Origin of the sequence: Aliivibrio salmonicida LFI1238 (assembly GCF_000196495.1) — a bacterium.
GTDB classification, from domain to species: domain Bacteria; phylum Pseudomonadota; class Gammaproteobacteria; order Enterobacterales; family Vibrionaceae; genus Aliivibrio; species Aliivibrio salmonicida.
Genome location: NC_011312.1, coordinates 2,942,610 through 2,963,108 on the forward strand (window position 1 = coordinate 2,942,610; position 20,499 = coordinate 2,963,108).

The following is a 20,499-nucleotide window of genomic DNA, read 5'->3' on the forward strand; positions in this document are numbered from 1 at the left end:
TATTTCCCGTTTACTTTAATCTGTATTGTCGTTTCTAACCAATAACTGAGTAGTATAAATATAACACAACGAAAAATAACGTAAATTAACGCTTAATTTTGAGATATTTATTTTTTACTCGGAGCCAAATCAAGATGATTTATCCTACAGTCACTGGTGTAGACATAGGGCATCATAGCATTAAAGCGGCGTCTATAAGGTTAAAAAAAGGTCAATTTGAACTGATTGCTTGTCATGAAGTGTTATTACCTGACTCTGTTTTTATTGATACGAACTCAGTAAACCTCGAAGAGTTAACGCCATATCTGACTCGTTTAAAAAAAATGCTCTCATTTAATCAAAAGCGTATCGCTTTTTCTGTACCTGATAGCAACATTATCAGCAAGGTCATACAGATAGACAGTCAGCTTGATGAAAAAGAAACAGAGTTTGCGATTGCGCATACTTTTAACCAGCAGTCCTCTTTTTCTGTGGAAGATCTTAATTTAGATTATGTCGCGTTAAATCAACGAGGGGTAAGCAGCGTTAAAACAACCACATATCAAGTGTTTGCTACACGTAAGGATCTCATCGAATCTCGTCAATTATGTTTCTCTTCTGGAGGATTAACCCCCGTTTTAGCCGATGCTCATTCACATTCGTTATTCGCACTGTGGAAGAAGGCAACGGAATCCTATCCGAATAAAAAAAACTGGATGTTAATTGATATTGGGCACGCTCAAACTATTTTTTGTGTGATGTCACCGAATCATAACTTTTACTCTAAAAATATTATGTTTGGAGCGCAAGATTTACAGAGTAAAGACGAACAAGAAACCAGTGAAAGTATTAGTTTTGAACATGATACGAAGTTTATTGCTCAACTTTCTGAGCATATTAAACGGCAAGTCACACTCTATTCATCGATCCATCACCATAAAATTGAAGGTTTGTGGGTTGTCGGTGGTGGAGCACTGTTACCTGGCTTGTCGGACTGTCTAAGTTATGAAGTCTCTCTCCCAACAATGGAATTAAATGTATCGTCTCTTTTTTTTCAAGATAAAAAACGAGTGATGCCAATGGCTGTCAATGCAAGTCAATATGCGGTTGCTTTAGGTCTGGCGTTGAGAGGGGTGTCATGGCTTACGAGATAAACTTGCTGTCTTGGCGAGATGAAAAAAGGCTTAAATATAAACAACGGTTTATAGCGATATTAGTCTTGGCGGTTATTCTTTCGGTTTGTTTGCAGTGGGGTTTTGCTCGGTATTTGAATCATCAAGCTTCATTGCAAGATTCGCGTAATAACTCATTAACTACCCACGTTACTTGGCTTAATAGTGAACTGAAGGGATTGGCAGAAATAGGAAAGCAGCATGAGGCTATTTTGACTCGCTTAAAAGTTGTCGAGAATCTGCAGCAAAATAGAAATAAAACAACGCAAATTCTTAATATATTACCGGAAGTGATTACTGAAGGTGTCTATTTAAACAAAATTAGAATGGATGCTCGCAGTATTGAAATGAAAGGGTTTAGTGACAGTAATGCTCGATTGGCGACGATGCTGGATAAATTGGAACGGTCCACGCAGATTGTTGATGTCGAAATGCATTCGATTGTTTCTGGGCAAACGATGTTTGGGCATGAAATGAGTCGTTTTGACGTGTCCTTTCGATTATTAGCCCCAAAGAAGAGGGTCAATAATGATTGATTGGCGTGAGTTAGATATAGATGAAATTACTGAGTGGCCATTGTTACCTCAGTTACTTGTCGTGTTTTTACTGTGCCTATGTGTGCATGCCGCAGGGTATTGGTTTTGGTTATCACCGATTCACGAAAAAACAGAGCAATTAAAGAGAGACGAATTAACGTTAAAAACAACCATCAAATATAAATACAATCAAGTCGCGGCAATGCCTGAAATGGAAGATCAATTAAATGAATTGAATTTACGTTATGAATTTTTAGCGCAGCAGCTTCCTGCGCAAAAAGAACTAGCGAGTATGTTGTCAGGGATCAATCAAGTCGGAATTCAAAACAAACTTACGTTTACTCGTATTGATTGGGGAGAAAAACAGAATCAAGAATTTCTATATAAACTGCCTCTAAATATCGAACTAACGGGGCAATATCATGATATCGGATCATTTTCAGAAGCAATTGCTGATCTCCCTCGAATTGTAAGTTTGGAGAATATTGATATTCAACGAGTGAGTAAAGAGAGCAGTACATTGCACTTTCGAGTAATGGCTTATACCTATCAATTTAGGGGGATCCATGAATAGGCCATTATTCGTTATGCTCACTTTTCTTTTCGTGATAATAGGGTGCAAAGCAAACAAAGAGCCATTAAATGACTTTTATGTAGAGGCCAAATTACAAGGCAGTAAAGAGGTTGAAGTATTAGCTGGCGTGCTTCCTTTTGAAGTCGATTCCTATAATAGGGCTGATGAACGTTCTCCTTTTGTTTTACCTAAATTACCAGAGAAAGTCAGTCAGCCAATCGCTAAGAAATCATGCTGGCAACCAGCATACAGAAAGAAAACCGGCAGTTTAGAGCGCTATTCATTACGGAAATTACGTCTTAAAGGTGTTATGGGAAGTGAAAATGACATTACTGCGTTAATACAAACACCAAAAGGTGGGGTTATAAAAATTCGAAAAGGACAATTTATGGGCATGAATAATGGTCAAGTTGTCGATATCCAATCAAAACAAATCACGCTAAAAGAAACGCTGTCTGATGGGATGGGGTGTTGGCAAAAACGGTACATAAAATTAGCGTTAAACCATTAATTAATTTTTAGGATTAGGAAAATAACATGTCGCAAGGATGCAGAGGTAACATGAATACTGGAGCAATGAGATGGTGCGCTTTTCTTGTACTGTTTTTTGTTCATATTCATGCATTTGCTGAAGAGTCGCTTGAGAATCAACTCGTTTCTGTCGATTTTCAATTAAGTAAGCAAAAAGGAGGGCAGATAACCGTCGAACTTGCTTCTGCTGCCGCTACGGTAGATTTACGTAAAGAGAACGGTAAGTTAGTGATCGAGCTTCATGACACTAAAGTGAATGATGATAAATTGGTCATTTTGGATGTCGAAGATTTTGCGACGTTGGTGTCTCGTATTGAGACATTTAGAGAGCCTAAGAGTACGTTGCTTTTTGTTGATATTAAGGGGGATTATGATTATGACTATTCTCTTAAAGGGCCTTTTTTAGAAGTGATAGTGTCTGCTCCTGTTGTTGTAGCAGCGCAGAAAGAAGCGACGAAAGTTAAAGAAGAGAGTAAACCTATCTCAATCAACTTCCAAGATATCCCCGTACGCCATGTATTGCAGTTGATCGCTGATTATAACGACTTTAATTTAGTGGTTGCTGATTCAGTGAAAGGCAATTTGACATTGCGTCTCGATGGTGTTCCATGGCAGCAGGTTCTCGATATTATTTTGAAAGTAAAAGGATTAGATAAGCGAGTTGAAGGTAATGTGGTTTTGATCGCACCTAAGGCCGAGCTCGATGCACAAGAGAAGCAAGTGTTAGAGCAAGCTCAGATGGCGTCAGAGTTAAGTGCATTGTCCTCTGAAATTCTGTCGATTAAATACGCTAAGGCCTCTGAAATTGCTGATTTATTGGTAGGCGAAGGTGATATAACCATGTTATCGAGCCGAGGTAGTATTACGGTCGATGAAAGAACGAACTCCTTATTATTAAGAGACTTATCAGAAAATATAATGGTAATAAAATACATTATTGAATCATTAGATATTCCGGTTAAGCAGGTGCAAATAGAAGCCCGAATTGTTACCGTTAATGAAGGAAATCTTGATGAGTTAGGGGTTCGCTGGGGATTCTCAAATACCAACGGAAGTGCAACGGCAGGAGGTTCGATTGAAAGTAATTTGGCTGCTGTGGGTTTATATGATGGTGGAAAAGATGGGTTGCCCGTAGATGATTTTTTAAATGTGAATTTAGGGCTATCAAATCCAGCAGCATCAAGTATTGCTTTTCAAGTGGCGAAACTCGGTTCAAACTTATTACTGGATCTTGAACTTTCCGCGCTTCAATCGGAATCAAAAGCGGAGATTATTTCGAGTCCTCGCTTAATTACGACGAATAAAAAGCCCGCTTATATCGAACAAGGGACTGAAATTCCTTATTTAACCTGAATTCTGGATAAAACATGCTTTAAGCGAGGATTAGTTCAAATTCACATTCTGATAGCTTAATTCGTGGCTTTTGTTTTTTTAAACAATAAGCCACAACGCCTGAAATTACATTTAGCATGAAACCAGTCACGCTACGATGACGGCTATGTTCAATTTGAGAGATATTCTTCAATTGGTCATTTATCGTTTCGATAATGTATCTCTTTGATAACATAGCCTTATCAAAAGCACTTATCTCTTTTGCTTTCATGTTTTTTCGCGAGGTAGTCACTAAATCGACATCAGAGTTCTTTAAGCTCTCACTCAACTTTTTACCTATGTACCCTTTATCAGCGTACAATTTCCCCGAGAGTTCTTTGCATAAATCAGGTACAGGAGTCCTATCATTTACATTGCCAGCTGTGATTTTCAGCGAAATAATTTCTCCAAGATGGTTAATCAATAAATGAAGTTTGAAGCCGAAAAACCATCCCATGGTACCTTTTCCTCTTTTCGCAACACCATCAAAGACTTTATGGCGAGGAATTCGAATGTTATGGCATACTTTAAGACTCGTGGAGTCAACAAAAGCAATGCCAGTCGGCTTACCTTTGATAGATTGAAAATAGGCACACATTGGGGCGATTAGGCTAGGCATTTTGCTCACAAATCGAGTGTGGCTAAGTAAATTTGGAAAGTATCCTTTCCAATATTGATGAACTAACCCGATATAGAAGTTCTTGAAATCTCTATGATTTGATTGATGAAAAGCGATGACAATAGTCATACATTCACTAGTAGACATTACTGACTGACGTTTTCTTTTTCTCTCACTAGCCTCAACAAGGTATTTTTCCCATTGAGATAAGAATTGATAACAAAAATCATCGACATCACAAAATATATCAACTAATTTATTCATCTTGCCCACCTTTTAAAATACGTTCAAATAATTCTTGGTCGAAAGATCTGATCGTTAGGTGGGCAATTAGTTCAGCCTTATCCAGAATTCAGGTTATTTAGAGTCGTCATCGAGCGGTGCAACAACCGTTGCCTTTAAAAAAGCGGTATTAAGTTTAATGGTTACACCACAGATAACGCCGGATAATCGATTGGTTCTTGATTTGATTGTGACGCAAGATAGACCCGGTCAAATTGTGAAAACGGGGACAGGTGAAGCGGTCGCAATTGAAACACAAAGAATAGGGACTCAAGTTTTAGTGGATAATGGCGAAACTGTTGTTTTGGGTGGTATTTATCAGCATTCCTTATCAAATAGTGTAGAAAAAGTACCCCTTCTGGGTGATTTACCCCTACTTGGAGTGCTATTTCGTCGCAGCTCCGAAAATATAGGTAAAAAAGAATTATTAATCTTTGTCACACAAAAAGTTGTTATACAATAGTAAGATAGCTGAAAATTTGATGGTTTATTTTTGGTGAAATAGGTGTAAAGAAAAATAATTATGCTGAACTTTTCATCTAGCTATTGCAATTACTAGCTATTAACTGAGATAATTTTTGGTCTTATCACGAAATATCTGTGAGGAATATGGTGCCACAGAAGCATGTCTGTTGAAGAGACAACTGTTGGCAATGTCGTTAATGAACTTTGCATAATTTCTAAAAAATGGCTGAAAAACGAAATATTTTCCTTGTTGGCCCAATGGGCGCCGGCAAAAGTACAATTGGTAGGCACTTAGCACAGCAACTTCACATGGAGTTTCTTGATTCTGATACGGTAATTGAAGAACGCACAGGCGCAGATATCGCTTGGGTATTCGACGTTGAAGGTGAAGAAGGTTTCCGTATACGTGAGGAAGGTGTAATTAACGATTTAACTCAAGAGCAAGGTATTGTACTTGCGACGGGTGGTGGCTCTGTAATTAGTAAAGAGAGTCGCAATCGTTTATCTGCTCGTGGTGTTGTTGTATATCTTGAAACTACGATTGAGAAGCAATTAGCTCGCACACAACGCGATAAAAAACGTCCGTTGCTTCAAACTGATGAGCCTCGAGAAGTGTTAGAAGCACTAGCGAAAGAACGTAACGCACTTTATGAAGAAGTGTCTGATTACGTTGTTCGTACCGATGATCAAAGTGCAAAAGTGGTAGCAAATCAAATCATCCAAATGCTTGAAGAGCGTTAATTCAAGTCATTTTATAAGACGGATATTGGGAACGAATCATGGAAACGATTCATGTAGATTTAGCAGAACGTAGCTATCCCATCTCTATCGGCGCCGAGTTGTTTTGCAACCCGGCGCATTTTTCATCTGTAATACCTGCCAAAAAACGTGTTGTCGTTATTAGTAATGTAACGGTTGCGCCGTTGTATGCTCAACAAATCATCGACACTTTAAATACGTTTGAATGCCAAGTATCACTGCTTGAATTAGACGATGGCGAACAATATAAAAATCTTGATACTTTCAATCAAATCCTGACGTTCTTATTAGAAGAAAATCACAGCCGAGACGTGACTATTGTTGCATTAGGCGGTGGTGTTGTTGGTGATGTGGTTGGTTTTGCCTCTGCGTGTTATCAGCGTGGTGTCGATTTTATTCAAGTTCCAACGACGTTATTGTCCCAAGTGGATTCATCCGTTGGTGGAAAAACAGCAATAAACCATCCACTAGGTAAAAATATGGTGGGTGCCTTTTATCAACCTAAAGCGGTTATTATTGATATTAATTGTCTTAAGACGTTACCTGAACGCGAATTTGCAGCGGGCATGGCTGAAGTCATTAAATATGGCATTATTATTGATAGTGATTTCTTTGATTGGCTTGATGAGAACATGGAAAAACTCTATGCACTCGATCACGATGCATTGGTGTATGCCATTTCACGTTGTTGCCAAATCAAAGCGGATGTTGTGGCTAAAGATGAAAAAGAATCAGGCGTTCGCGCACTTTTGAATTTAGGACATACTTTTGGCCATGCGATAGAGGCCGAAATGGGTTACGGTAATTGGCTTCATGGTGAGGCCGTGTCTGCTGGAACCGTAATGGCTGCAGTGACAGCTCAAAAAGAAGGCTTAATTTCACAGCAAGAAGTGGATCGCATTTGTGCTCTACTTAAAAAAGCGAAATTACCTTTGAAAGCACCTAAAGAAATGACGGTAGAGGCATTTATGAAGCACATGATGCGTGACAAGAAAGTATTGTCAGGCAAGTTACGTTTGGTACTCCCAACTTCAATTGGTAGCTCTGAGGTCGTAACAGGTGTTTCTGAGCGTGTTCTCGCTGATGTGATAGAGCAATGTAAGGCATAAACGATGAATATTGGTCATGATTCAACTGTTTTAGAATTAGAAAGTCAGATTGATGTGTTATCTCGCATTCAGTTTGTTTCTCGTTTTGGTTCTAATTTGGTACATATTGAAGGAGTTAAAGGCTCTGGAAAGTCATGGCTATCTCAGCGTTATCTTGAAAAATGGTGTGATGATGCAGATCAAGTACTATTGATGTGCCATACCAATCAATCAATATATCAACAGCGTGGGATCATTTTAAAACAGATGGTTCGTGATCCGCTTTTTAATGAGCACGATACTGTTGTTGATAGTATTAGTCGGATGTTAGCGGGTGAAAAGTGCAACTTAGTTCTGGTTATTGATGACGCACATCTACTCTCTTCTGAGTTACTTAGTGAGTTGTGGTTACTGGTTCAAAAAGCACAGTCAGCGTCTAACTGGCAAATTAATGTGCTGCTTTTTGCTGATAAAGGAACGTTAACACAACCTTTATCGCAGATGTCTTATGGGCAGGACAGTAAACCGATTGATATTGATATTGAGTTATTGACGCAAGATGAAGCTGCAACGTTTTCTGAAATGCTTGTGATTCGTTTTGCATCAAGCAAAGAAGAGAAAGCAAGAATTCGTCGCTTGGTGAATAAGAATAATAGATTGCCAGGGAAACTTATTATATTAGGTGAGAAAAAAGCAGAACGACGAGTAATTATTCGTTCAGTAGCGCAATCTCCCGTTGGTATTTTAAGTTTAGCGGCTATTTTACTTCTTGGTTCCGCAGGTGGTTATTGGTGGATGAATCAGTCATCGTTGCCTTCTATGAACTCAATGCTTCATGATTCACTGAATCAATCATTAAATAATGACAGTTTAGTCTTAGATGCACTTAATAAAGAAAACTCAGAGCTTAACAGTATTAATCTGCCTGAAGATGATACACATACGATCCCTCCTGATGTGATTGATAAGCCGATAATTATTGAATCAAGTAAAGAAGAAGGTAAGCGTGTTGTCGTCCCCTCTGAAGTGGTTGATGCTTTAGTCGGTGATTCTGAATCTTTGGATGAATCGGCGTCATTAACGTCTTCTGCAGATGATATTCTTGCTACTCAAGAGACGGTAAATAAAGAAAATACGACATCAGTGTCTTCTAAAAAAGAAGATATGGCGAGTATTGTTAATGAGAGTAAGCCTTTAGTTGTCGAAAAAAATACAGACGTAGGCAAAGAACGTATTACGTTTACTTTGGCTAATTCTGAACTTAAAGCCATTTCTGAAAAGCGCTATATATTGCAATTAGCCGCTTTAACAAATGAAGAAGCAGTGCAAGAGTTCTTAGATGAACATCAACTTGGAAGTTCAGCTCGAATTTATCAAGCATTAAGAAATGGTTCGATTTGGTATATCGTGAGTTATGGTGATTATGTCTCCATTTCAAAAGCTCGTGGTGCGGTGAAGAATCTACCAAATTCAGTTCAAACTCTGGGTCCTTGGGCAAAATCTTTAGTTCAAGTACATCGAGAAATTGATTCTTTAAAATAACACTGAGTATTGATTAAAAATAGGGTACAATCGCCCGCTTTCTGGATTAGGGTAAAAGGCTAAAAAGACGTATGAAAAAGCATCGCGCATTTCTTAAGTGGGCTGGCGGCAAATATAGCCTAGTAGAAGAAATTCAACGTCATCTTCCTGATGCTAGAAAATTGATCGAACCCTTTGTTGGGGCCGGTTCTGTATTTTTAAATACAGACTATGATCATTATCTTCTTGCGGATATTAATCCTGATTTGATCAATCTTTATAACCATCTTAAAGAGAATCCAGAGCGCTTTGTTGAAGACGTTCGTGAATTATTCCAACCTGAATATAATCAAAAAGAAGTCTATTTAGATCTGCGTATTGAATTTAATCAATGTACAGATACGTACCGTCGTTCTTTGTTATTTCTCTATATGAACCGTCATGGCTTTAATGGGTTGTGTCGTTATAACAAAAAAGGAGGGTTTAACGTTCCTTTTGGTTCTTATAAAAAACCGTATTTCCCTGAAAAAGAAATGTATTTTTTTGCTGAGAAAGCAAAGAAAGCGACGTTTGTTTGCGAAGGCTATCTAGAAACCTTTAAGCGAGCACGCAAAGGTTGTGTGATTTATTGCGATCCTCCTTATGCCCCTTTATCTACAACTGCGAACTTTACTTCGTACGCAGGGAATGGTTTCTCTTTAGATGACCAAGCGGCTCTCGCTGATATTGCGGAAAAAGCGGCATTTGGGCGAGATATTCCAGTTCTGATTTCTAATCATGACACCATTTTGACTCGTCGTTTGTATCATGGTGCAACGCTGAATAAGATAAAAGTTAAACGTACCATTAGTCGAAATGGTGCTGGCCGAAATAAAGTTGATGAACTCATGGCTTTGTTTTATGCGCCGAAATGTACCGAGTAATCTAAGCGACCCTTTTCAAACAATTGCCTAAGACAGTGTTTAAAATATCAGGTAGAATTGCGCCGTCGATTTAATCGATTGCGTAACTCTTATCAGATACTTATTTTAACCTGAGGCTCAACATGAAAGATTTTTTGATCGCACCATCTATTCTCTCTGCTGATTTTGCTCGTCTTGGTGAAGACGTAGACAAAGTATTAGCGTCAGGCGCTGATGTGGTTCACTTTGATGTGATGGATAACCACTACGTACCAAACTTAACGTTCGGTGCGCCGATTTGTAAAGCGTTACGTGATTACGGTATTACCGCTCCAATTGATGTGCATTTGATGGTGAAACCAGTGGACAGTATTGTTCCTGAGTTTGCAAAAGCCGGTGCAACAATGATCACTTTCCATGTTGAAGCATCTGAACATGTTGATCGTACCCTTCAGTTAATTAAAGAGCACGGCTGTAAAGCGGGTGTTGTTCTTAATCCTGCAACGCCATTATCCTGTCTTGACTACATTCTTGATAAAGTCGATATGATCTTACTTATGTCAGTTAATCCGGGTTTTGGTGGTCAGTCATTTATTCCTAGTACGTTAGATAAATTGCGTGCAGTACGTAAATTGATCGATGACTCTGGTCGTGATATCCGTCTTGAAATTGATGGTGGCGTAAAAGTGGATAACATTCGTGAAATCGCAGAAGCGGGCGCGGATATGTTTGTGGCAGGCTCTGCAATCTTTAATCAACCAAATTATAAAGAAGTGATAGATGAAATGCGTGCTGAACTCGCTAAAGTGAAAGGTAATTAAGAGACATGTTTGAAAACATCAAACTGATCGCGTTTGATTTGGATGGAACACTGCTAGATAGTGTTCCAGACTTAGCTCGTGCGGTTGATCTTGCTATGCAAGACCTAGATTACCCTGGCGTTACATTAGAGCAAGCTTCTCATTGGATAGGCAATGGTGCTGATGTTTTGGTCTCTCGTGCTTTAAGTCAAAGTGTGGTCGTTGCTGAAGGTCTTAATCTTGAGTTGGTAAAAACAGCTCGTGGGCGTTTAGATCATCATTACCATGAGGGTGGCCATAAGCTGAGCCATCTTTACCCAAACGTAAAAGAGACATTAGAGTCGCTATATCAGGAAGGGTATACGCTAGCGCTTGTGACGAATAAGCCCGCGCAATTTGTTCCTGAATTATTAAAACAACATCAACTTGAACATTTATTTGTTGATGTTATTGGTGGCGATACGTTTGTCGAGAAGAAGCCTAATCCATTCGCTTTAAATTGGTTACTCGATAAGCATCATCTTTTGCCGACGCAAATGTTGATGGTGGGTGATTCTCAAAATGATATTCAAGCCGCTAAAGCCGCTGGTTGTTATAGTTTCGGATTAACTTATGGTTATAACCATGGGGAACCTATTGCAGACAGTGATCCTGATGTTGTGAGTGATGAATTTAATCATTTATTAGCCGTGATGAGTGTGGCAAGATAGTATTCGTTAATAAGTACACGGATTAACGTAATTCGGCATTATTAATATCGATAGAATAACCATTAAATGATCCGATAACGGGTCATTTAATTTTTACAGTTAAACAAGGAATCATAACCATGAGCAAGCCCATCGTATTAAGTGGTGTTCAACCGTCAGGTGAACTGAGTATTGGTAACTACTTGGGTGCTCTACGTCAATGGCAACAGATGCAAGACGATTATGATTGTCAGTACTGTGTTGTAGACCTTCATGCCATTACGGTTCGTCAAGATCCTAAAGCATTGCATGAAGCGACACTCGATGCTCTGGCAATTTGTCTCGCGGTTGGTGTTGATCCAAAGAAGAGCACGTTATTTGTTCAGTCACATGTACCAGAGCATGCTCAGCTAGGTTGGCTTCTTAACTGTTATACCCAAATGGGTGAACTAAGTCGTATGACTCAGTTTAAAGATAAGTCTGCTCGTCATTCAAATGATGTGAATGTTGGGTTATTCGGTTACCCAGTCTTAATGGCGGCTGATATTTTATTGTACGGCGCGCATCAAGTGCCTGTGGGCAGTGATCAAAAGCAGCATTTAGAATTAGCGCGTGATATTGCGAATCGTTTCAATAATGCTTACTGCCCTGAATCGCCTTTATTCACGGTTCCAGAACCCTACATCCCACAAGTGAATGCGCGTGTGATGAGTCTACAAGATGCGACGAAGAAAATGTCTAAATCAGATGATAACCGTAAGAATGTTATTACGCTGTTAGAAGATCCTAAGTCAATTCTTAAGAAAATCAATAAAGCGCAAACAGACGCAGAAATGCCCCCTCGTATTGCTCATGATTGGGAAAACAAAGCCGGTATTTCAAACCTGATGGGTCTGTATTCTGCAGCAAGTGGCCAAACGTTTGAAGAGATCGAAGCTCAATACCAAGGTGTTGAAATGTATGGTCCATTCAAGAAAGACGTTGGTGAAGCGATTGTGACGATGCTAGAGCCGATTCAATCTGAATATAAACGTATTCGTGATGATCGTACGTATATGGATTCAGTAATGAAAGCGGGAGCTGAAAAGGCATCAGAACGCGCTGCAGTGACACTGAAAAAAGCGTATGAAGCCGTTGGTTTTGTTACTCGCCCATAGTTAGTCTGCCAATGAGTTAAATGAATTGCTCGTTAGCTTTTTGCTAGCGAGCAATTTTTATTTCTTCTTCTCTACTTAGCGAATGTAGTCTTTTTTATGCTGTTAATGATCGATAATTATGATTCTTTTACTTATAACCTATATCAGTACTTTTGTGAGTTAGGTATAGAGGTCAAAGTAATACGTAATGATGAAATTGATATTAAAGGTATTGAGGCGCTTAACCCGTCACATTTAGTCATATCTCCTGGCCCTTGTACCCCGAATGAAGCGGGTATTTCATTAGAAGCCATTACGTATTTTTCTGACAAATTACCTATTTTAGGCGTGTGTCTAGGCCACCAAGCGATTGCTCAAGTTTTTGGTGGTGATGTTGTGCGTGCAAGAAAAGTGATGCACGGTAAAACATCGTTAATTACACACACCAATTGCAGTGTATTTACAGGGTTGAATAATCCGTTAACGGTTACTCGTTATCATTCTTTAGTCGTGAAAGCAGACACATTACCTGCGTGTTTTGATATCACTGCTTGGACTGAAAATGATGAGGGAGAAATGGATGAGATCATGGGGTTTCGTCATAAAACATTACCAATAGAAGCGGTTCAATTTCATCCTGAATCGATAATGACAGAACAAGGTCATGAGATTTTATCTAACTTTATTAATAAATAATTAATATCTCTCTTAATTAAGAGAGCGATCCAGTTCACCCTTCTTGCTTTTTCTTTTTTCTCCGTTTTAAAAATAATAAGTGCTGATTTATGCATAATAAATTGAGCGCTCATCCTAATAAAGTCGTTTACATATAAACAAACCGTAAGCGTGCGGGGAACTACACCTAACAAATAAAATTCATTATGCGTATCTTACGATCTTTCATTTAACGAGAACGTAATTATGCAAAAAGATAAAAAGAGAACACCAGAGCAATGGCACGCTCTATTTGAATCTCAGCAATCTAGCAAGCTTAGTGCCGCTGAATTTTGTCGTAACCATAATATTCTGCCAAAGACATTTAGTGCACGTAAAGCACGATGGAAACAAAAGATTAACGCTTCTACTTTCTTGAAAGTAGAAGCGTTAACATCAACTATCATCGCCACTCCACAATTACCAGATATTCAACTTTCTATCGGAAAATTGCGATTAACATTGCCAGCTAATACTGAACCTCACTGGATAGGACTCTTATTAAAAGGGTATCAATCATGAATGTATTTACTGATGTTTCCACCATTTATCTTCATCGTGATTTTGTCGATTTTCGCAAGGCCATTAATGGCCTTGTCGTGATTGTTGAGCAAGAAATGCAACTATCACCGTTTAGTGATGCTCTATTTATATTTTGCAATAAGCCTCGTGATAAACTCAAAATATTGTATTGGGATAAAACAGGATTCGCTTTATGGTACAAGCGATTAGATGAAGACCGCTTCAAATGGCCACGAAATATAAATAACGATACGTTAGCATTATCAGAGCAGCAACTGACACTGCTATTACAAGGTTTTGATATCTTAGGACATCAACCGGTACATTATCAAACAACCCTTTGAATAGTTGATTCTCAGTCAAGAATAGGAGGCAACCGATTGATTACCTGTATTATCGTTATATAGTCATCTACATGACTGATAAAATAAAACCACTTCCTGATACCATTGACGAGCTGAAAGCACTTGTGCTTCAGCTTGAAAATAAATATAACCGTCTTCTAGAGCAATTTCGGCTGGCTCAACATCAGCGCTTTGGTAAAAGCAGTGAATCTGACTCGACTCAATTTGATTTATTCAATGAAACAGAAGAAGAAATCATCATTGAAAATGATGACACACAAACGATTACCTACACTCGTCAAAAGCCAAAACGCCAACGCTTACCTGAAGACTTACCGCGTACTGTTATTATCCACGACATAAAAGATAAAACTTGTAAGTGTTGCGGTCTAGAGATGCATGCGATGGGTAAAGACATCAGTGAAAAGTTGGAATTTGTACCAGCTAAAGTGGAAGTTATTCAACATGTTCGTCCTAAATATGCTTGCCGAAATTGTGAAAAAAACAATACTTCAGTAGACATTAAACAAGCCCCAATGCCAGCGTCACCAATCCCTAAAGGGATTGCGACCGCAAGTTTACTTGCTCAAATTATTACGGCTAAATTTCAATACAGTCTTCCACTTTATCGTCAAGAAACGTTATTTCAGCAATGGGGTATCATTATTGGACGGCGAACGATGGCGGATTGGTTAATAAAATGCTCGGTACTATTTACCCCTCTTAATAACGAGTTACATCGTATTTTGCTTGAACAACCCACTCTGCATTGTGATGAAACAACGGTAAATGTGTTGGATGTTGAAAAAGCAAAATGTTATATGTGGGTCTACTGCTCTGGCTATGATTCTCCAGGCTCTGGTGTTTTGCCTGGAATTGTACTTTATGATTATCAATCTAGCAGGCATGGCTACCATCCAGTTAACTTTTTAAAAGGTTATAACGGGTATTTACATACCGATGGTTACCAAGGTTATGAACAAACTGAAGCGATGTTAGTTGGCTGTTGGGCACACGCACGTCGACGATTTATTGAGGCTCAACGTGTTCAAGTAAAAGGGAAAACAGGGAGTGCAGATTGGGTATTGAGTAAAATCCAAAAGCTATACCGGATCGAATCGTTATTAAAAGAGGCTTCCCCTGAAGCCAAGTATGTTGCTAGGCAGACAGAAGCCCGCGATTTACTTAAAGAGCTCCGTGATTGGCTTGATAGCGCAGTTAGTCGAGTATCACCTAAAACAAAATTAGGTGAGGCGATTAGCTATACATTAAATCAATGGGATAAATTAGTTCGTTATATTGATGATGGATTGTTATCTATTGATAACAATCGAGCAGAGCGAGCGGTTAAACCGTTTGTTATCGGCCGGAAAAACTGGTTATTTTCGGGTTCAACGGCTGGTGCAGATTCAAGTGCAATGCTTTACAGCATTGTAGAAACAGCAAAGGCAAACGGATTAATCCCTTACGATTATATTAGGTATTGTCTAGATCGTTTATGTGTTGGATCGCCAGATATCGATTCACTTTTACCTTGGAATGTAAAAGACAAGGTGTAGTTCCCCGCACGCTTACAACAAACCTCCTATAGCTTGATTTTATAACTATTCTGAAATAATGACTGAGCAGTCATTTAATTACAGAAGGTGAAACTTTTTTAGTTCAAAAAAAGAATTTTGTACTATTGAAAAGGTAATGGTTTGTAAATACTATGCTGAAAAACGGCATACGCAGAAGGAAAGTGTGATGACGACCAATTCACAAGTAGAACGTAAAGACTTTAATGATGTAATGGTACCTTGTTATAACCCGATGGAAATTATTCCAGTGAAAGGTCAAGGTGCACGAGTGTGGGATCAAGCGGGAAAAGAATACGTTGATTTTGCTGGAGGGATTGCAGTTAGTTGTCTTGGCCACTGCCATCCAATTATGGTTAATGCACTGCAAGAGCAGTCACAAAAACTGTGGCACTTAAGTAACGTGTTAACGAATGAACCTGCAATTCGTCTGGCTAAAAAATTAACCGAAGTTTCTTTTGCTGAAAAAGTTTTTTTTGCTAACTCTGGCGCAGAAGCAAATGAAGCCGCATTGAAATTGGCTCGTCGCTGGGCGGTTGATGTTCATGGTGCAGAAAAAAGTGAAATCATTGCATTTAAGCAAGGCTTTCATGGGCGTACTTTCTTTACCGTAACGGTCGGTGGGCAAGAAGCTTATTCTGATGGTTTTGGACCTAAGCCGGGTGATATCTCTCATCTTGAATACAATAACCTTGCCGAACTTGAAGCGCACATGTCAGAAAAAACCTGTGCGATCATGATGGAACCACTGCAAGGTGAAGGTGGGTTAATTTCACCAACGGCTGAATTTGTTGAGGGCGTCAGAGCGCTATGTGACAAATACAACGCACTGCTTATTTTTGATGAAGTTCAAACCGGAAACGGCCGTACTGGTGACTTTTATGCATACCAAGGCTTAGGGGTTACGCCTGACATTCTGAGTACAGCTAAATCACTCGGTGGTGGCTTTCCTATTGGCGCGATGCTTACCACAACCGAGCTTGCTCAACATTTAAAAGTGGGTACACATGGGTCAACTTATGGTGGTAATCCATTAGCTTGTGCAGTGGCAGAAGCCGTTGTAAACGAAGTGAGCAAGCCAGAAGTATTGGCTGGCGTGAAAGAGCGTGAACAATGGTTTCGTGACGGCTTAGAAGCGTTGAATGCCAAATACGATATGTTTGCCGAGATACGTGGTAAAGGGTTATTGCTTGGTGCGGCATTAAATGAAGCATGGCAAGGGCGAGCTCGTGACGTGTTAGTTGCCGCTGGTGAACAAGGCTTAATGGTCTTAGTTGCCGGTGTTAATGTTGTTCGTTTTACGCCATCGCTAGTTATCACAAAAGAAGATGTTGAGTTAGGTTTCGAGCGTTTAGATAACGCATTAGCATCATTAACTAAATAATCGCCATCTCTTAATTATGTCAGTGACCCATTAATTTGGGTCACTCTTCTCAGTTCGATCTTACTTTTATTTCTACAGTATAGTGCTCACTCCAATGAATAGTCTCGTGGTTTTATTTATTGGAATTAGCATGATCTTTATACATCGCATCGGAGGGATTATTGATGCTTGTTATTCGCCCTATTACTCAGGCAGATTATCCTGCACTTCATCAGTGTGCCGTAGAATCTGGACATGGTTTTACGTCATTACCCGTTAATGAAGAGCAGCTTAGAAATCGTATTGATCATTCCACAGAAAGTTTTGAAAAAGAAGCGCTTTCCCCTGGGACTGAAGGCTACCTTATGGTTGGCGAAGACACGGTTACCGGTGAAGTGACCGGAACCACAGGGATAGAAGCGGCAGTCGGACTCGATTCACCATTTTATAATTATCACATCAGTAAAGTGGTTCATTTCTCTCGTAAATTAAACGTAAACAATGTGGTAAAAGTGCTGACGTTCGGCAGTAATTACACGGGAAGCACTGAGATTTGTACTCTATTTCTACGTCCGGAATTTCGTGAAGGCCTCAATGGTCGCTTGATGTCAAAAGCCCGATTTTTAATGATGGCAGAACACCCGCACCGTTTCTCAGACACTATTTTTGCAGAGATGCGTGGTGTGTCAGATGAAGAGGGGCAATCACCATTCTGGAAATGGTTACAAAAGCATTTCTTTTCTATCGATTTTACAGAAGCCGATTATTTAACTGGAATTGGCTATAAAGGGTTTATTGCGGATTTAATGCCTAAATTACCTATCTATGTCAGCTTATTAAGTAAGGAAGCTCAAGAGGTTATTGGCAAGGTGCATGACAGTACTAAACCAGCTTTAAAACTGTTAGAGAATGAAGGGTTTCGTTGTCGTGGTTATGTGGATATTTTTGACGCGGGCCCAACAGTAGAGTGCGATTTACGCAGCATTGAATCGGTGCGAAATTCATTTAAAGCCAAAGTTATCATTACAGAACATAACAGCTCTCAACAGTATTTAATTTCAAATACATCGTTTGAAAACTTTAGAGCAACGGCAACAACAGCTGCTTATGACAAAGCCACTGATACCGTTCATTTAACTAGAGATGCGGCAGATGCATTACAAGTTGATGTTGATGATTACGTACGTTTACTGGCTCAATAGAGGACAAAGGATATGACACATTGGATTGCAGGGGATTGGGTTTCTGGCCACGGTGAAACAATACAATCATTAAGCCCATACAACAGCAACGTTGTATGGCAGGGAGAAAGCGCAACCAAAGATCAAGTTGAGTCTGCGGTTAGTGCGGCACGACATGCCTTTATTGAGTGGAAAAAGCAGCCTTTCGAAGCGCGCCAAGTGATTATTGAGCGTTTTGCAGCGTTAGTGAAAGAGAACACGGATAAGATTGCTGAAGTCATTTCTAAAGAGACTGGAAAGCCTTTTTGGGAAACAAAAACAGAAGCGGGCGCGATGGTAGGTAAAATTGCTATCTCTATACGTGCGTATCATGAAAGAACGCCCCATAAAGAGCGTGAAGCGGCGGGAAATAAAATAGTACTCAGACATCGCCCATTAGGTGTAATGGCGGTCTTTGGACCGTACAACTTCCCTGGTCACCTCCCTAATGGCCATATCGTTCCTGCATTGCTTGCGGGTAACACGGTGGTATTAAAACCATCAGAGCAAACGCCGTGGACCAGTGAAGTCATTATGAAGTTATGGCAACAAGCGGGTTTGCCAAATGGGGTGATTAATTTGGTGCAAGGCGCTCGTGAAACTGGTGAAGCGTTAGCGAGTGCCAAAGGTATTGATGGTTTGCTGTTTACTGGCAGTGCCAATACGGGGCATATCCTGCATCGTCAATTTTCTGGTGATACCGGGAAAATGCTCGCTCTAGAAATGGGTGGCAATAATCCAATGGTTATTTCCAAGTCCTTTGGTGAGCAAGAGGCCGCAGTTTATACGATTATTCAGTCGGCATTTATTAGTGCAGGCCAGCGTTGTACTTGTGCCCGTCGTTTGTATGTTCCTATAGGTAAGGCGGGAGATGAGTTATTAGTTCGTCTTGTTGAAGTGGCAAAAACCATCGTGGTTGATCAACCTTTTGCCGAGAATACGCCATTTATGGGACCACAAATCTCAATCGCAGCAGCAGAGTTTATTCTCAACGCTCAGAAGAATTTACAAGATTTAGGTGGGGAGTCTCTACTTGAAGCTAAAAGCCTAGGTCACGCCTTTGTTTCTCCGGGGATTATCGATGCTACTAACGTTGCTGAATTACCCGATGAAGAATACTTTGGACCATTGCTACAAGTCGTGCGTTACGAGACATTAGAAGAAGCGGTAGAGCTTGCTAATGACACTCGCTATGGTTTATCTGCGGGTCTAGTATCGACGGATGACAGTGAGTGGGAATACTTTGTAGAACACATTCGTGCAGGTATCGTTAATCGCAACCGTCAATTGACAGGTGCGAGTGGTGATGCGCCATTTGGTGGCCCAGGTGCATCGGGTAATATGAAGCCGAGTGCGTATTATGCGGCAGATTATTGTGCTTATCCAATGGCATCGATGGAAGGTGATGCGTGTGAAATTCCTGCACAATTATCTCCAGGACTAACTCTTTAAGAGGTAACGAGTATGAATAATGTGAATTCTTTATTTTCGGCACTATGGCAAGATTATGTCGTTCGGCTATCTCCTTCTGCTGGGAAGGTTCGACAATTACTGTCTGGCGGTGACGAGATTATTAATGATCACATCGCATTAAGAACGTTTAATCTATCTAAAGTGGGTTTATCTACGTTAGCGGCGCCATTTTTAGCGATGGGCTATAAAGCGTGTGATGAATATGAGTTTGTTGCTAAAAAATTAAAAGCTCAACATTTCGAACACCCAGATCCAAAAGCGCCTAAAGTGTTTATTAGTGAATTATTAGTTGAGGAACTTTCTGTTCAGGCTCAAGATATTATTCATAAATTAGTTAAACAAGTGCCTGCCCACTATTTTGTTAGTAATGACTTTTTGTCTTCTGGCCGACCTTGGTCATTAAGTTATGAAGAGTACGAAACGTTAGCAAAAGAAAGTGAATACGCTTCTTGGTTGGCGGCTCATGGTTATGGGGCAAATCATTTTACTGTGTATGTTAATCAGTTGGATGGTTTTGATAGCGTGGTGGATGTAAATCAACATCTTCGAAAAGCGGGTTTTTCTATTAATGAAGTTGGTGGAGAAGTAAAAGGATCTCCTGAGGTTCATTTAGAGCAGTCCTCAACGATGGCTGATAAAGTAACCGTAAACTTTACTGAGGGTGAATTTGACATTCCGGGTGGTTTTTATGAGTTTGCCAAACGTTATGCCTTACCTACAGGGGAATTATATCAAGGGTTTGTTGAGGCTTCTGCGGATAAGATTTTTGAAAGTACCGATGGGTAACCTAAGTCTTTAGGTCGTAAAGTCTACTCATAAAAAAACGCAGCTTATGGGCTGCGTTTTTATTTGTTTATGGTTA

At 39.7% G+C, this 20,499-nt stretch carries 20 protein-coding genes and 2 pseudogenes; 21 read left to right on the forward strand and 1 reads right to left on the reverse strand.

What is annotated here, in order from left to right:
- Positions 1 to 134: 134 nt before the first annotated feature.
- The 5 genes and pseudogenes from pilM to VSAL_RS14255 form a co-directional block, all read left to right on the forward strand.
- Complete coding sequence (gene pilM / locus VSAL_RS14235; RefSeq protein WP_012551165.1) at positions 135 to 1,133, forward strand: type IV pilus biogenesis protein PilM; 999 nt, start codon at positions 135 to 137, stop codon at positions 1,131 to 1,133.
- On the forward strand, positions 1,118 to 1,687 hold the full coding sequence (locus VSAL_RS14240) for a PilN domain-containing protein (protein WP_012551166.1): 570 nt from the start codon (positions 1,118 to 1,120) through the stop codon (positions 1,685 to 1,687). The genes pilM and VSAL_RS14240 overlap by 16 nt, the downstream gene beginning before the upstream one ends.
- Entirely contained in the window at positions 1,680 to 2,261 is a 582-nt protein-coding gene (locus VSAL_RS14245) for a type IV pilus inner membrane component PilO (protein WP_012551167.1), read from the forward strand. The genes VSAL_RS14240 and VSAL_RS14245 overlap by 8 nt, the downstream gene beginning before the upstream one ends.
- Positions 2,254 to 2,772 (forward strand): pilus assembly protein PilP, encoded by a 519-nt coding sequence (locus VSAL_RS14250; protein WP_012551168.1) that lies wholly within the window; start codon positions 2,254 to 2,256, stop codon positions 2,770 to 2,772. The genes VSAL_RS14245 and VSAL_RS14250 overlap by 8 nt, the downstream gene beginning before the upstream one ends.
- Before the next feature lie 50 nt (positions 2,773 to 2,822).
- Positions 2,823 to 4,139 (forward strand): annotated as a pseudogene (locus VSAL_RS14255) (type IV pilus secretin PilQ); the annotation flags it as partial.
- Between the two features lie 25 nt (positions 4,140 to 4,164).
- Here VSAL_RS14255 and VSAL_RS14260 read toward each other — a convergent pair.
- Positions 4,165 to 5,046, reverse strand: coding sequence for an IS982-like element ISVsa6 family transposase (locus tag VSAL_RS14260; RefSeq protein WP_012549007.1), 882 nt, complete (start codon positions 5,044 to 5,046; stop codon positions 4,165 to 4,167).
- Positions 5,047 to 5,140: 94 nt separating this feature from the next.
- On the opposite strand from VSAL_RS14260, the pseudogene VSAL_RS14265 reads away from it, so the two are divergent.
- From VSAL_RS14265 to VSAL_RS14340, 16 genes and pseudogenes are all read left to right on the forward strand, one after another.
- Positions 5,141 to 5,527: pseudogene (locus tag VSAL_RS14265) on the forward strand (type IV pilus secretin PilQ); the annotation flags it as partial.
- A gap of 224 nt (positions 5,528 to 5,751) precedes the next feature.
- Positions 5,752 to 6,270 (forward strand): shikimate kinase AroK, encoded by a 519-nt coding sequence (gene aroK, locus VSAL_RS14270; protein ID WP_012551169.1) that lies wholly within the window; start codon positions 5,752 to 5,754, stop codon positions 6,268 to 6,270.
- Positions 6,271 to 6,308: 38 nt separating this feature from the next.
- Positions 6,309 to 7,397, forward strand: a complete 1,089-nt coding sequence (gene aroB / locus VSAL_RS14275; protein ID WP_012551170.1) for a 3-dehydroquinate synthase — start codon at positions 6,309 to 6,311, stop codon at positions 7,395 to 7,397.
- Positions 7,398 to 7,400: 3 nt separating this feature from the next.
- The gene (locus VSAL_RS14280; RefSeq protein ID WP_012551171.1) at positions 7,401 to 8,918 is read left to right on the forward strand and encodes an SPOR domain-containing protein; all 1,518 of its coding nucleotides are present in this window, start codon (positions 7,401 to 7,403) and stop codon (positions 8,916 to 8,918) included.
- 71 nt (positions 8,919 to 8,989) lie between these two features.
- Complete coding sequence (gene dam / locus VSAL_RS14285) at positions 8,990 to 9,820, forward strand: adenine-specific DNA-methyltransferase (protein WP_012551172.1); 831 nt, start codon at positions 8,990 to 8,992, stop codon at positions 9,818 to 9,820.
- 122 nt (positions 9,821 to 9,942) lie between these two features.
- Positions 9,943 to 10,620: a ribulose-phosphate 3-epimerase gene (gene rpe, locus VSAL_RS14290; protein WP_012551173.1), complete on the forward strand. Its 678-nt coding sequence runs from the start codon at positions 9,943 to 9,945 to the stop codon at positions 10,618 to 10,620.
- Between the two features lie 5 nt (positions 10,621 to 10,625).
- Positions 10,626 to 11,309 (forward strand): phosphoglycolate phosphatase, encoded by a 684-nt coding sequence (locus VSAL_RS14295; RefSeq protein WP_012551174.1) that lies wholly within the window; start codon positions 10,626 to 10,628, stop codon positions 11,307 to 11,309.
- A gap of 119 nt (positions 11,310 to 11,428) precedes the next feature.
- Positions 11,429 to 12,445: a tryptophan--tRNA ligase gene (trpS, locus tag VSAL_RS14300; protein WP_012551175.1), complete on the forward strand. Its 1,017-nt coding sequence runs from the start codon at positions 11,429 to 11,431 to the stop codon at positions 12,443 to 12,445.
- Between the two features lie 96 nt (positions 12,446 to 12,541).
- On the forward strand, positions 12,542 to 13,120 hold the full coding sequence (locus VSAL_RS14305) for an aminodeoxychorismate/anthranilate synthase component II (RefSeq protein WP_012551176.1): 579 nt from the start codon (positions 12,542 to 12,544) through the stop codon (positions 13,118 to 13,120).
- Positions 13,121 to 13,345: 225 nt separating this feature from the next.
- The gene (gene tnpA / locus VSAL_RS14310; protein ID WP_012548925.1) at positions 13,346 to 13,660 is read left to right on the forward strand and encodes an IS66 family insertion sequence element accessory protein TnpA; all 315 of its coding nucleotides are present in this window, start codon (positions 13,346 to 13,348) and stop codon (positions 13,658 to 13,660) included.
- Positions 13,657 to 14,004: an IS66 family insertion sequence element accessory protein TnpB gene (gene tnpB / locus VSAL_RS14315; RefSeq protein ID WP_012548924.1), complete on the forward strand. Its 348-nt coding sequence runs from the start codon at positions 13,657 to 13,659 to the stop codon at positions 14,002 to 14,004. Before tnpA ends, tnpB begins: the two co-directional genes overlap by 4 nt.
- Before the next feature lie 71 nt (positions 14,005 to 14,075).
- Positions 14,076 to 15,563, forward strand: a complete 1,488-nt coding sequence (locus VSAL_RS14320) for an IS66-like element ISVsa2 family transposase (RefSeq protein WP_012549088.1) — start codon at positions 14,076 to 14,078, stop codon at positions 15,561 to 15,563.
- Between the two features lie 187 nt (positions 15,564 to 15,750).
- Positions 15,751 to 16,965 carry an aspartate aminotransferase family protein gene (locus VSAL_RS14325; protein WP_012551177.1) on the forward strand — a complete coding sequence of 405 codons (1,215 nt, stop codon included), beginning with the start codon at positions 15,751 to 15,753 and terminating at the stop codon, positions 16,963 to 16,965.
- A 164-nt stretch (positions 16,966 to 17,129) separates the two neighbouring features.
- Positions 17,130 to 18,146: an arginine N-succinyltransferase gene (gene astA, locus VSAL_RS14330; RefSeq protein WP_044583334.1), complete on the forward strand. Its 1,017-nt coding sequence runs from the start codon at positions 17,130 to 17,132 to the stop codon at positions 18,144 to 18,146.
- Positions 18,147 to 18,158: 12 nt separating this feature from the next.
- Complete coding sequence (gene astD, locus VSAL_RS14335) at positions 18,159 to 19,616, forward strand: succinylglutamate-semialdehyde dehydrogenase (RefSeq protein WP_012551179.1); 1,458 nt, start codon at positions 18,159 to 18,161, stop codon at positions 19,614 to 19,616.
- 12 nt (positions 19,617 to 19,628) lie between these two features.
- A complete protein-coding gene (locus tag VSAL_RS14340; RefSeq protein WP_012551180.1) occupies positions 19,629 to 20,423 on the forward strand; it encodes a DUF1338 domain-containing protein in 795 nt (264 codons plus the stop codon).
- Positions 20,424 to 20,499 lie beyond the last annotated feature (76 nt).